Here is a 12795-nt window from a genome sequence, read left to right on the forward strand (position 1 = left end):
TTGAAGGAATAAATACACTTAAGCGCCTGTTACTCATACGCGCACTTCTGCTTTATTCTAACCATAAACTAAAAAGAAACGTTTACCTACACAATTAGCGACGAATATCGCCTTCGTAAAAGCAGTTTACCTTTCCAAATATGCCTGTCTTGTTTAGTCCTTTGTGTTTACTTACATACGACATTATAACTTCACAATCCATTGCGTTCCCGTTATCTCACGGAAATTTTTCATCACTAATAGGTTATAAAACAACTTATAATCTTTGACTTTCTGCGCATTCTCATTCAAATCACCAAACGACTCAGATAAATATTTATACTGACTAATAACAGACTCTATGCTTGAACCAAAATCAGATATAAAGACCTCATTAAGTGTTTGCTCCTTAGAACTACTGCTTCCCAATTCTTCTATTACACTAGTTATATCTAAACTTTCAATTCTAGAGGGTTCACTGCATGCAATTGAATAAGTTCCAGATTTAACATATGTATTTCTATGGTGCCCATTCAAATCGACTGCTCTAGAAAAATTTGAGTGCTTAATTATGTCTTTTCTTTTACGAACAAGTTCATTTATATCTTTGGTACAAGGTGAAGCATAGACAACCAAAACCTTAGAATTAAATTTTTCATGTATCTGGTTTAAAATGATCTGCTGCTCTTTGTATATGTCATATCTAAAGTATGGCTTTTTCCAGTATTTCCATTCCTTGCCTGAATTTGCAGTTATAAATTCTGGACGTTTATATTGAACTAGAATATTGGCTTTCATATAAGGTATATTTTTTAATTCGGTACTTAAGATATATTCCATTTCATCTGCGATTTTTCTCAAATCAACACCGTCGAATTTAGGCTGGAGCCAAAAAGGATAACCAAGTAGTTGCCATAATCTTCGATTTTTGGAAAACGAAGAAGAATCAAAACCAAGGCTCCCTTCTAAAACTTGCCCTGGAGGGAAGTAGATTTCAGACTTTCTATCTAGTTCGTTATTAAAGTAACTCTCGTATGTTTTCTCTTCAAAATTTGACTTCATTTCTTTGTACGAGCCCTTTTTACTTAAATTCTCAAAATCGTGAACAAGTAGACAATCGACACACTGGCTTTACCCACATAAGCGGACTAAAATATGTTGAGGAACGAGACATGGCCCGAGAGTTCCGACTTAATGTGTTTGTTATAACCCAATTTTGCGCCGACGCTTAAACCAACGTAAAACCTCATATACTGCCAAAATTGAAAAGCTAACAAGAGTAATATTGCCCATTTCTAACAACTGTGGCCTACCGCATGCGCCAATAGGGCCAGCTATCCTTTCCATGACAGCATATACATAAAACTGGGAATGTCACCCAGAGAGAGCCCGACTAAAAGTGGCACCCAGAATCGTGATTTTTGAAACTTAACAAGATAGGCATAAGTCGAAACTACCAAAATTGTCCCTTAGTACACTTTCTTTAATCTTAATCGCTAATGCTTCGCACGCAGTTTGAAACTAAATAAGACAGGCACAGACTGTATACCTTTGTACACAAAGATGCCTGACTTGTTTAGATTATCTACCTTTACACCATTTCCCAGCTTCTTTTGTACTGCGATTTCAAAATCACCTTTGTGATCTTGAATCCAGTGCAAGTAGAAAAGGCTTTGATTAATAAGCTCGGAGGATTCGACTTTCTTATATTCGATTATTACCGGATTATCTTCTTCTGATAACGCAAGACTATCTATTCTACCTGCATGCTGAGCGCCAGTCGAAAACTCACTTGCAATGAACCGGCAATTAAAAACTGTTTCAAGATTTTTCTCTATCAGGGACTGCAAATCCTTCTCAAGAGCAAAGTTTTTTTGCTCGACGGCGGATAACTTATCCCCTGAAATATCGAAAATAGGCACTTGATATTACTCCATTATCTCTTTGGCTTCTAACGCTTAAATAAGCGGCTTTAAAAAGTTGAACGAAGTGAAAACAGCCAATTGTTTAAAGTCCGTTGATTGCCTTGTTAGGTAACTACTGCTCCGGCTCTGCTGACTTTAATTGCATGCTTAACAAAACCAATAATGCGCCCCATATGCCTACGATACCTTTACCACTAAAGCCAAGTGCGAGAACTAAAGGTTTTAATAAAAAAAGATGAACTATAAACACAGGGATGATTAAACTAGCAACTAGTTTGAAGCTTGGTGAAATCTTTATCTGCTTTTCACAATGAGGACAAACTTTAGTTTTACCAAATTTATTTAACGCTTTCGAAAACAGACCTACTTTTTCACTACAATGTGGACACTTCATCAAATTCCCACCATAATTTTTTGTTATACGTAATTTACGTACCGTACTTTAATTCTATTATTTGTTTTAACAAATCGGCACGTTCAACATTTGCATAGCCGATACTCGCCATCGACGTTGCGATAAATATGAAGTGCATATTTGACCAACTTCCATCGTCTAACCAAACAGTAAAAATAAAATAAACTGTTAAAGCACCCAAAGTCATGTATGGCAAGTAACCAAGTCGATGAAACTTTTTTTCGAGTTTTTGAATTTGTTCTATCTTTTTATACTCATTAAGAGCTTTGACATCTTCTATTGAATTTAACTCCATTTACCAACTCTCCTTTACGCATAACGCCGCAATCACGCGCTTGTCGCGTGCATTGCCATGTTAAGTTTGAGCTCCATAGGCTGATAAACCAAGCCTGCCGATTCGTCCACTTCGCCACTGCACTCAAACCCATAATTTTCATAAGCGGTCACTGAAGATAGCAACGCGCTAACGGTAACAGTTCCAACCCTCGCATGATTCAAGGCGGATATAAGCAGCTTTCTTCCAATGCCACTTTTCTGGGATTCCGGACGAATAAAAAGCATCGCGACATGGCGACCCTCCTTTAACTCGATAACACCTTCGACATTTTCGTTGTTCTGAGCAACCAGCATCAAGTTATCGCCTTTCATCCGAACGAGGAATGCATCGCGCGCAGCGATATTCGAAAAGGTTGTAATCCCCTCATCAGACAATGTGCCTGCAACAGACTGCGAAAAAGAGTCCATGCAAATTGCACTTACAGCTTCAAGGTCCTTCTCTTCCATCTTCCTTATGATCATCAATGTTTCCCAAACACTTAACAGCTTATTATATGGAAAAATCCTTTATACAAGATGGAGTTTTTCCGTACATCATGTTCCTAATTCACAAACTTTCGCATGAAAACACTCTGTTATCAATCTACTACAATCTAACCCTTAAAAAGTCCCCCACATTCTGGAATAATTCCTTTATATTTTTAATCAATCCAAAAACTTGACTGACTGTATAAATGAACAGCCTAGAGAGTAAGACAGGCACAAAATGTATACCTTTTTACACAAAAATGTCTGTCTTATTTAGTCACGAATTTAGCCTTCGTAAAAGCAGCTTTAGTTACACAGATATGCCTGTCTTATTTAGTCACGGACGTATTCCCTCGTCTAAGGTCAATGTGAAAAAGCTGCTCCGTCAGTTTGAATCTCAATATCCTGGCGCAACACTTCACGTTATTAATGAAGGCACAGCCGACTGGTCGAAGAAATACCAACGCCTAAAACAGCGGCGCGCGTTAGTTCGTCAAGCCCGCAGGGCGATGCTGCCTTTGCTTGTTAGGTGATGTGCTAGCACTTTTGCAAAACAATACGCGCCCACTTTACATTCTCTTTATTTGGCAAGATGCTGGATTTATTTTGCACTTCGAAAATGCACACGAAACCATGCTTTTCGAATTGTTGAATAGTGAATTTCGTGTCTGTCGGATAGACCCTTGCCCCTAAACCAGCAGGCCCATTTCTGAGTGATATGGCACATCTCCCTCCTTTTTTAATTAGTACGGAGAGACGAATTACCGCCATTTCCCTTTCAGTGCTATCAATATGGTGCCATACCCCATCAATGAGAACAAAATCGAATTGATCTGTGCCCGCATTTAAGCATGCCATATCAGGAAAGCTACCTTTAAGCCAGGTGATTGATGCGCTTTTATATCTCTTTCTTGCAGCACTCAAGAATTCTGGCATGGGCTCTACAGCTGTAACAGTAAAACCCTCTTGAGCTAATGCTGCTGCATTTTGGCCAGCGCCGGAACCTGCATCTAATATACGAGCAGGTTTAGATGGTAGAAACGCGATAAAATCTTTGCAAACTTCAAAGAAATCTAAGTCTTGGCTGACCTCAATGAAGCGGGAAACAAATTTTTCGTAGCCTTCAGTTCCTGCCACCATGTTTTCACCTAACTCTTAAAAAACTAAAAAAGACATGCATAATTCGCTTCTGCTTTTATCTAACCATCAACTAAAAAGAAGGGTTTACCTAGACAATTGACGACGAATATAGCCTTCGTAAAACCAGCTTTAACTTCCCAAAGATGCCTGTCTTGATTAGTCTCGTCTGTTTAGTCTCACCTAATAAAATTTCTAGGCCTCAATCGGCCGATGCGTTAGCGGTCGGCTGAATTGACCTGTTATTCTTTTTCTTCTTAATCCTAGGTACATATCTCATTTCATGCCCCTCGACGATTACTTTTAAAACTTTGGGATTTATTCCAAACATTTGTTGGGAGGTAAGTTCACCAGTCCTATAGTAATGAAGAGCTTCGCTACGATTTCTCAAAGTATTTATAAAGCTCAATAGGCTTTCATCACCTGAGAATTCTTGAGCTATTTTTACCGGCCTCTCGTAGATAAAAAAATCCCTTAACCTAGACAAAAAATTAGTGCCGTCACCGAGCTTTCCCCGGTATGAATGTAGATAGCGCCAAACTCCAATAATTGGATCAATTTTATCCAACAATGCAAAGGTTTTAAAAAGTTGTCCGTTTTCTTCTACAATTTCCTCATACCTATCGAGCGAGGAAATCATTTTGTCTTCTAGAAATAGCTTTATAAATTGATTCGTAGTCTTGTCTCTTTGCCACTGATCAAATCTCCCTAACTTCTCCGCAGCTAGAATTGAAGCTCTAGATCTCTTTGCGTCATTTAACGCGGTGAATTGGGGAATATCGCCAAGAAAAATTTCGCATACATCGTGAAGCACAATGCAACGAGATATATCTAATGCTTCGTTATCCGTAAGATTCACACCAATTTCTGGAAGAAGATGGTCCGCAGAGTGTGCAACAGAAAGAATATGATCATAAATAGATCTCATCTCTAACTCAGGAGTAAATGTATCTAACCTGATCTTCTTCCCAGACCTTGGTATTTTCTTTAATGATTTTGCGATATTAATAGTTGTAAGGTGCGGCAGAGGAATTACTGAATTTTCAAGATCTACCAACAATTCTTTTGTGTAATTTTTGACTTTTCTGCCTTGTTCCTGTGAGGGGATAATGTTAAATACCTCTAACAGATCGTTTAAGCCATGTTGAAAGCTATTTCTAAAATCCGCGTATTTTTTATCCGCAAGAAACTCTGGCATATCCACTTCTTCTGCCAGCAAAGGTAACACGACAGTTCTTTTTTCATCAACCTCCTGCTTTATCTTAGGTAGCCACTCTTTCTCTACCCAACCAGAATCGATAGAGTCTATCGTGACCCATATACATAGGTATTCCGATTCCTTTAACCCTTCCTGGATCTTCTTGGAAATTGACTCTCCAACTTTTATTTGATCTTCGTCTAACCAAACCGAAATTCCTTTAGCTCTAAGCGAACTAGCGAGTTCCCTGACTTCCGGCTTGTTTTTACTTGAATGACTAATAAAAACTTTCACAACCTACTCCTTTAGTGAGTTGAGACACAATGGTTCCTGTAAAAGTAATAGACCCCGCATTTTCATGGGTTAACTTTTCAGCGACCGAGTGCCGACCAAAACCCCAATTAGTTTGTTCAATACTAAATTAATTAGGAGGCTAGCATAAACAAACATAGCATGATTTTTACCGGATTGGATACGCGTAAAGAGTTTCAAGAATTTGATTAATAAGAAGGCAACTAGCTGCGATAACTATTCAATTGTGGCCGTAACCAGATATGCCTGTCTTGTTTAATCTGTTTAGTCCCTAATTTAGTTCCCTTGTTAGCTACCAGCTAATTCAACTACCTCAATAGAAACAGTTCCTAATAGTACTAAACCCCATAAAAAAGAAAAAAAGCCTATTGTACCAAGGATAACAATAAGTCCCCTGAGCGCTGACAAAGTCGTATTCCCAGTTATTTGATCATCACTTAGAGGGAGTCTGCCATCCCAATTTTTATTGATATAAAAACCTTGAATGAGCAATGTGTAATAGCAGACTGAAAATGCAACAATTGTGAATAGCAGCAGTCCCCATGAGATCTTCAAATCCTGTAATATTGAAGTAGTTACTTGGGGAGAATCTTGTTTTAAAAAAAGGCTCATTGAAATAGTCAACGCACCACCGGTAAACAGCAATACTGTTTTCGTGAAAAGGTCAATCCTTTGTCTAAAATCTATACGAAATCCACTCTTTCGTTCTAGGTACTTGTGGTGATCATCTGGAGATATTTTTCGACGCTCCTCGCCACGTATATTATTTGCTTCCATGATTTAATATTCCCTGTAAGTAGCTAACTTTTAAATAAGGGGCGCAGGCATGTGGGTCATAATGGCGAAGCCGCCCCGCATGTATGCGTCCCAGCCCGCGCAGCGGGTGAACTTAATTTTTAACTCAACAAGACAGGCATAATACAAAAACACAAAACTGTCCCTTATTACACTTTCTTTAATCTGTATGGCTATTCAAACTGGTAAACGAGTCAATCACAGTCAGACTAAAAAGAAGCGTTTACCTAGACAATTGGCGACGAATATAGCCTTTGTAAAATCAGCTTTAACTTCCCAAAGATGCCTGTCTTGTTTAGTCCCGCGCACTACAGCTTTTTTATAACCACCAAATAAAAAGAAACGTTTACCTAGACAATTAGCGACGAATATAGCCTTCGTAAAACCAGCTTTAACATTCCAAAGATGCCTGTCTTGTTTAGTCCTTTCCACCTCCAGCCTCTTAAACTTTATTTTTTAACGCACTATTTAATGCTATTTGTCTAAGATAATGCAGACCTTGTCCAATAGCAGTGAACAAAGCAAATTCGACGATACCAATGGTTAACCATGTGATAGATGGTAAATAGGCAATTGTTTCCCACTTGTCTCTATAACCAAGATTGTCAGGCCAAAGCTGGCTACATAGAATAATGCCACCTAAAAGAGATAGCCCGGCCAAAACATAAAAAAGAATGGTGAGCGGGGGTGAATCAGCATTATTGTCGGTAGCTATAGAAGACGAAGTATTAGGCTTAGAGGCATCCTCACTTTCATCTATAAACCAACAATCGTTAATCACTCTTCCTGTATAGAATCCATCCCTAATCATTTTTATTGTTTTGTCGGCGGTTATACCTTTCTTTTGGGCAAACTCTTCTACGGGAATCATTCCTTCTGGTGCATTCATAATCTATTCCTTTTCTGATTTTTATTTTGAAGTTAAACGCGAGCATAAGCTGCATGAGAACTTAGTGGCGCTTAGATTGAAATTGCGCACTACAAAACTAAACGCCGTGTAATCTTTGTGTCCGGTCAAGCATGCGAGCGAGTTGATACGTTATTAGCGACTAATATAGCCTTCGTAAAAGCAGCTTTACCTACACAGATATGCCTGTCTTATTTAGTCCCTTCTTCATTTACGTAGATTGTATAACCGGTAACGTAACTAAATAGCAGGCTAAAAAGCCTGTTATTTTGCGTCCTTGGTTAAAGCGCTTGTTAACTGCCGGATGCTCGAACTTTAATTGCTTGTATCACCTCTGTTCCATATTTTTTTATCATTCTATCCATAAATTCAGGCTCGATATGTGTAGCATAGGATATTAAACCTAATAAGTTAGCCGCAGCTTCAATGCTTAATTTACTGTATTTTGATTTATGGATCATTGAAGAGATTAACCTTTTCTTCTCTCGACCGACCGACAGTCCTCCATTGTTAGTCAAAGTAACGCCTGTAACATGCCTATTGTGAGCTCTAGACGTGAATATAGTTTTCTCATGTTTAAGTTCTATACCTTCCATTGTTTCATTTAGTACAGAAGCTATAAAAAGAGGTATTTCGAACAAAGCATTTTTAACCCGAGTAGAAAATGTTATATCGTCAGCATACCTTGTATAAGTAATTTTTTTATTTAAGCACTCTGCGCTTACTTTTTTATCAAATGAAAACATTACAAAATTAGAAATCAACGGTGAAGTCGGAGCCCCAATGCTTAAAACTAAACCATCACCTTTTATAGGCCTCCAAAATAATAAACCTGTAAGTACCGTTCGATCATTTTCATTAAATTCGATTCCGTGAGCTTTAGCTACGCTAAAAAATAAATCAGGTGTTATACTTGGAAAGAAATCTTTAAAATCCATCTTTAATAGATATTTTGATTTAGAATGTTTCTTCGCATTTTCTTTAATTCCTATCCCTTTTTTATAGGCAAAAGCAGTTTCATGGACTGGAAGTTTTTTGGAAAGAAATTCTACCAATGTTCTCTGAATAAATTTTAGCTCTTTTGAAGGATGCGCAATTGTCCTAGTTTTACTAGAGTTTCGTTTTGGGATCTCATAAACTTTATAGCGGTGAGGTGAAGAAAGAGAGAACCTAACAATATCGTGCTCAGCTAAAAATAGAGTTTCAGACAAGTGTTCAATGATCATTTTACACCCTCTTTCGCTTTAGCTAATATTTGCTTCATTGCATTCTGCCTCTTTCGAGATTGATCATCATCACTAATTACAAACGATTGTTGGATCTTCATTCTCACATTTTGTTCATCAAAACCTTTCCCAGTTGAAAGCTTCCCAAAGTTTAAAATTCGGGCTTGAGGCTGCTTCGAATAATAATATCTATAGCGACTATAAAAGATCGAATCGATTATCTTTAGTTTATTTAAAAGGTATATATGACGGGTGATTTCAGATTGTTTTATGTCGAGTTCCAAAGCCATCAACACAAATTCTATCTCACTCAAAATTATAGGGTAGCCAATTCTAATTATTTCAGCGATTAACAAAGCCAAATGACCTGAATTTTCTTTTCTAAATTCAACATTTTTAGGTAAAGATAAGAGTTTTTCCTCAATGCTTTTACATAAATCTTCAAGGTGAGAATTTTCGTATTTTTCTCCCTTAATTGGCCAAGGATAAACTGCTACCGCTGTAGGTTCTTTTTTCTTAATATTTTCAAGAGGCCCAAGATAAATAAATGAATCTTCTTCTTCCACTTCTTCTTGAGGGGCAATTATTATTAATTTATCAAAGAAGTCAGGTTTTGTGCAAAACATACCAAGTTCAACTAAAGAGCCTGGACTTTCTAAAAATATAATAACCAGAGATGCTAAATTTGCTATTTCTTCCTCAAAGACAAGGAGGTCTGGATAAGCATTTTCTTTGAAGTAATCTTTGAAAGTTTCTGCTTGAACTATAGATTCATGTATATCAGAAAATTTTGAAGCGGAATAAGTAATTAAATGGTCGCGAAAACTCATTGGATTGCCTGCTTTAGCATCTACTTCGCCACCACAGACAAATAAGTGGTGAGTCTCCAAATTCACTTTAAATTTTTGAGTATTCAGCTCCTCAAAAGCTTCTATTAAAGTATTTTCAAACTTAGAGCTCAATTTACTTCCTTATAAAAATAATGGGGCTTATAGCCCCATTATTTAACTCTTTACTCAGAGGAAGCGTTAGATATTTATCTACCGCTTCTGAGGCACGAAGGATCGGTAGATAAATATCTAACGCAGCCCAGATGTGCTCAATAAATTAGTGTCTGGCGAATCGCCCGACAAGGCATAAAATTTCAACAGCCTAAACGCTAAAGAGTATTACTATAATAATTAGTCAAACAGTTAAAAGCAACACCTAAACTTTTTAGGGAGTGGTCTTACCCACTAAAAGTGGACATCCATGTTAAGCGTATATCGCTTCGTATTCATATGGGCTTACATAACCCAGTGTCAAATGCCTAATACTCGAAATGGTTGTCTTCAATGATTTCCCCAAGCTTTCTGAACCTCTCAAACGGTGGATGTTTGACACCTCGGTTTTCGAACCAAGAATCTAGAAATGCAAAATATTCTTGCACGTCATTATTTTGGTAGATTATCAGATATTCATAACTAATTAGGGCAACGTCTTTCTTGCTCAAATGCCCAGAGAAGTATTGTTTCGCAATGATATCTAGGAGAGAAATAAGTTTATCCAAATATTTTTCATCGTCGGACCCATGAAAGTTTTCGTCATAAGAGAATTCATGGTATTCAAGTCGATAATATATATCTCTTATTTCTTTATCATCTTGTATTTTCCATAGTACATCGGATACTACTTCTACTCTCTTCTGAGAGTTTGCTTTCCTCTGTTGATTAGCAGTCATTAAGAGACCCGTTGCAGCTATCAATACTGCAATCACCTTCATCCAGTCAATGATATCAATACCTAAAAATTGCACTTAATCTCCTTGGCATTTAACGCCACAATAACCGAGCGGAGCTAAGCGTGGTATTGTGAGCAAAGCGAACCACGCTTTGCGGAGTCCGGTTGATTGTTTTGTTACGTGCTGATTTTGCACAACTGCTTGATTGCTTTTTCATGCTCTTTACCCACCAATCCAACGTCTTGATGAAAACGAAACCAGGATCTTTTTACTTTGGCCGAATCCAGTGCTTTTTTCGCTTCATCACCATCATTATTGATTAATGCTTTAGAAGCATGCCACTTGAAATAATCAAGTGGAAACGTGAGCCTATCAATATGTTCATCTAGAACATCGAGTGCGCCGACAAACTCATGCTCTATTCTTTGCATTGCCACCAAATACGGATAATCAAGATACACCCCTGTTTGGTGGTTAGGGAATTCTCGCTCTCTCTGCAGTACTTTTTTGTAAGTAGCCAAACACCCTTCTAAATCACCTAGCGCGATAAAAGCATTAGACTTTGCTAACAAAGCACGGACGTCATCATATTTCTCTTTTCTTGATTCGAAGTACTCATCCACTAATCTGAGTGATACCTTCGGGTGCTTGTCAGTCAAGGTTAGAGCTTGAATCACCAAATACTGATCCCTTTGTGATCTAGCTCGCTTTAACTTTGAATAGAAACTCTCTTCGATTGATTCGTTCCAATCTTTATTTCTATACCAATCATCAGACGACACGATGACTCCTTAAGGCACGTAACAGCTTATTATACGGAAAAATTCCTTTATACAAGATGGAATCTTTCCGTACATCACAATCCTAATTCACAAACTTTCGCACGAAAAAAGCCTATTATCAATAAATTACAATCCAACCTTTAAAAAGCGCCGCCGCATTCCGGAATAATTCCGTTTTATTTTTCATCGCTCCAAAATGCCAAAACACTGTATAAAAACACACCCCACCAACATCCCTCAACCCAACTCAAACACCAATCTATTCCGCTCAATAGCCACCCTGTCTTTCAACTTCAACTGCATATACTCCAAGCCCCCTACTTCTTCTAACAAGCTCGTTAATTCCAGGCTTGGCTCTTCAATACTATTAAACACATCCAACACTCGTTGTAATTTGTATTGATGGAAGCTCGATATAAAACGTTGCTCTTCTACATTACCTGTTTCGCCCCGCCCTATTTTAAAACTGTGCTGCCCTATTGTTCTTGGGATAAAGTGCGGAGTATTTTCATTACTCGCATTCTTTTCTCGCCAACCAGTTAACGCTTCTGAGGTGCTTTTCAACACCGGCCATTGCTGAGTGAACATGTCTTTTAATAATGGCAATAAGGTAGCGGGTATTTCGTCGTTTTCTATAAAATTAGGGTTGTTGATATCGTTACTAGCAGAGGTACTTGCTTGCTGTGCAGTACCTGGGTTATTCATGCGCTTAACCCACGCGGCTACATTGGGGGCTAACTTATCCATTAACTGCTTGGGTGCAGGGTCGCGGTATAAGTGGGCATATAATGGGCCTAGTAAACCAAAGTCTCCCGTACACGGTTTATCGCCTAACAAGTACTTATGGGTGGCGAAATGTTCATTTAAGTAATGCAGAACGGTGTTTTCATACCAATCTTCAATATAGGGAATGCTTTTCTCTGTAATACCTAACAAAGGCACAAACCCTTGGAATTTTTTGGCTAGCTTTTTCCCAAAATACGCTTTAATAAATTTTGGGGCTTTAGGGGTAACTACTTGCCCGAATTCTTCATATATGAATGGAAAGTTATCTTTATTCCAGCGGTAGTGCATGGCAGGGATAACCAGCCATTCATCGCCCCATAAAGCGAACAGTTCGCTTACAAGTTGCTGCGCGGGTGTGGTAGGTACAACCGATAAATTATTTCCGTTTGCAGCTGACGTTGTCTGCGCTTCAAAGTAATCAATAATGCGGGCGGTATCTTGTAGGTATTCACCTGACGGGGTTTTAACCACCGGAATAAAGGTAACACCGGTTTTCGGGCGAATAATTTTTTTGTATACCGATAAGGTAGATAATACCTCGGTAAAAGGCAGTTGCTTATACTTAAGGTAAGCGCGAATTTTACCTGTATACAAAGACACTTCAGAACCATACAAAATATACACTGCAACACACTCTTAAACGCTGAATACAAACCAGATTAATACGCAAGTAATGTTCACGTCTATTGAATGCCTATTTTGTTAAATGATATAGCACCATAACAACTGCTATTTGATTGCCTACCTGTTAGCCAACTACACCGAAAAAAGCAAAAAATATTTCACATCGCAATTGTTACAATATAACA

15 protein-coding genes are annotated in these 12795 nt (G+C 38.1%); 1 reads left to right on the forward strand and 14 read right to left on the reverse strand.

The window, feature by feature from the left end; genetic code table 11:
• Window positions 1–183 precede the first annotated feature (183 nt).
• The 5 genes from AV939_RS05870 to AV939_RS05890 form a co-directional block, all read right to left on the reverse strand.
• Window positions 184–1041, reverse strand: coding sequence for a hypothetical protein (locus AV939_RS05870; RefSeq protein ID WP_061997336.1), 858 nt, complete (start codon window positions 1039–1041; stop codon window positions 184–186).
• 434 nt (window positions 1042–1475) lie between these two features.
• Window positions 1476–1901, reverse strand: coding sequence for a hypothetical protein (locus tag AV939_RS05875; protein WP_231751170.1), 426 nt, complete (start codon window positions 1899–1901; stop codon window positions 1476–1478).
• A 115-nt stretch (window positions 1902–2016) separates the two neighbouring features.
• Window positions 2017–2301 carry a hypothetical protein gene (locus AV939_RS05880; protein ID WP_157076065.1) on the reverse strand — a complete coding sequence of 95 codons (285 nt, stop codon included), beginning with the start codon at window positions 2299–2301 and terminating at the stop codon, window positions 2017–2019.
• 31 nt (window positions 2302–2332) lie between these two features.
• On the reverse strand, window positions 2333–2614 hold the full coding sequence (locus tag AV939_RS05885) for a hypothetical protein (protein WP_061997338.1): 282 nt from the start codon (window positions 2612–2614) through the stop codon (window positions 2333–2335).
• A 32-nt stretch (window positions 2615–2646) separates the two neighbouring features.
• Entirely contained in the window at window positions 2647–3117 is a 471-nt protein-coding gene (locus AV939_RS05890; protein ID WP_231751171.1) for a GNAT family N-acetyltransferase, read from the reverse strand.
• Between the two features lie 326 nt (window positions 3118–3443).
• On the opposite strand from AV939_RS05890, the gene AV939_RS19985 reads away from it, so the two are divergent.
• Window positions 3444–3656: a hypothetical protein gene (locus tag AV939_RS19985; protein ID WP_197427713.1), complete on the forward strand. Its 213-nt coding sequence runs from the start codon at window positions 3444–3446 to the stop codon at window positions 3654–3656.
• A gap of 4 nt (window positions 3657–3660) precedes the next feature.
• Here AV939_RS19985 and AV939_RS05895 read toward each other — a convergent pair whose 3' ends face one another.
• The 9 genes from AV939_RS05895 to AV939_RS05940 form a co-directional block, all read right to left on the reverse strand.
• Window positions 3661–4263, reverse strand: a complete 603-nt coding sequence (locus tag AV939_RS05895) for a class I SAM-dependent methyltransferase (RefSeq protein ID WP_061997339.1) — start codon at window positions 4261–4263, stop codon at window positions 3661–3663.
• Between the two features lie 199 nt (window positions 4264–4462).
• Entirely contained in the window at window positions 4463–5752 is a 1290-nt protein-coding gene (locus AV939_RS05900; RefSeq protein WP_061997340.1) for a TIR domain-containing protein, read from the reverse strand.
• A gap of 306 nt (window positions 5753–6058) precedes the next feature.
• Entirely contained in the window at window positions 6059–6547 is a 489-nt protein-coding gene (locus AV939_RS05905) for a hypothetical protein (RefSeq protein WP_061997341.1), read from the reverse strand.
• Window positions 6548–7007: 460 nt separating this feature from the next.
• Window positions 7008–7454: a hypothetical protein gene (locus tag AV939_RS05915; RefSeq protein ID WP_061997343.1), complete on the reverse strand. Its 447-nt coding sequence runs from the start codon at window positions 7452–7454 to the stop codon at window positions 7008–7010.
• Window positions 7455–7765: 311 nt separating this feature from the next.
• A complete protein-coding gene (locus AV939_RS05920; RefSeq protein ID WP_061997344.1) occupies window positions 7766–8698 on the reverse strand; it encodes a retron St85 family RNA-directed DNA polymerase in 933 nt (310 codons plus the stop codon).
• Window positions 8695–9660, reverse strand: a complete 966-nt coding sequence (locus tag AV939_RS05925) for a retron St85 family effector protein (protein ID WP_061997345.1) — start codon at window positions 9658–9660, stop codon at window positions 8695–8697. The genes AV939_RS05920 and AV939_RS05925 overlap by 4 nt, the downstream gene beginning before the upstream one ends.
• 347 nt (window positions 9661–10007) lie before the next feature.
• The gene (locus AV939_RS05930) at window positions 10008–10493 is read right to left on the reverse strand and encodes a hypothetical protein (RefSeq protein WP_061997346.1); all 486 of its coding nucleotides are present in this window, start codon (window positions 10491–10493) and stop codon (window positions 10008–10010) included.
• A 101-nt stretch (window positions 10494–10594) separates the two neighbouring features.
• Window positions 10595–11200, reverse strand: coding sequence for a hypothetical protein (locus AV939_RS05935; protein WP_061997347.1), 606 nt, complete (start codon window positions 11198–11200; stop codon window positions 10595–10597).
• Window positions 11201–11437: 237 nt separating this feature from the next.
• Window positions 11438–12610, reverse strand: coding sequence for a glutathione S-transferase (locus AV939_RS05940; protein ID WP_061997348.1), 1173 nt, complete (start codon window positions 12608–12610; stop codon window positions 11438–11440).
• Between the last annotated feature and the right edge of the window lie 185 nt (window positions 12611–12795).

Origin of the sequence: Alteromonas sp. Mac1, assembly GCF_001562125.1 — a bacterium.
GTDB lineage: Bacteria > Pseudomonadota > Gammaproteobacteria > Enterobacterales > Alteromonadaceae > Alteromonas > Alteromonas stellipolaris.

Bases quoted from the DNA above. Each gene is read 5' to 3' on its own strand.
- AV939_RS05920 (WP_061997344.1), bottom strand. From the start codon at position 8,698: ATGATCATTGAACACTTGTCTGAAACTCTATTTTTAGCTGAGCACGAT.
- AV939_RS05915 (WP_061997343.1), bottom strand. From the start codon at position 7,454: ATGAATGCACCAGAAGGAATGATTCCCGTAGAAGAGTTTGCCCAAAAG.
- AV939_RS05890 (WP_231751171.1), bottom strand. From the start codon at position 3,117: ATGATCATAAGGAAGATGGAAGAGAAGGACCTTGAAGCTGTAAGTGCA.
- AV939_RS05885 (WP_061997338.1), bottom strand. From the start codon at position 2,614: ATGGAGTTAAATTCAATAGAAGATGTCAAAGCTCTTAATGAGTATAAA.
- AV939_RS05870 (WP_061997336.1), bottom strand. From the start codon at position 1,041: ATGAAGTCAAATTTTGAAGAGAAAACATACGAGAGTTACTTTAATAAC.
- AV939_RS05895 (WP_061997339.1), bottom strand. From the start codon at position 4,263: ATGGTGGCAGGAACTGAAGGCTACGAAAAATTTGTTTCCCGCTTCATT.
- AV939_RS19985 (WP_197427713.1), top strand. From the start codon at position 3,444: ATGCCTGTCTTATTTAGTCACGGACGTATTCCCTCGTCTAAGGTCAAT.
- AV939_RS05905 (WP_061997341.1), bottom strand. From the start codon at position 6,547: ATGGAAGCAAATAATATACGTGGCGAGGAGCGTCGAAAAATATCTCCA.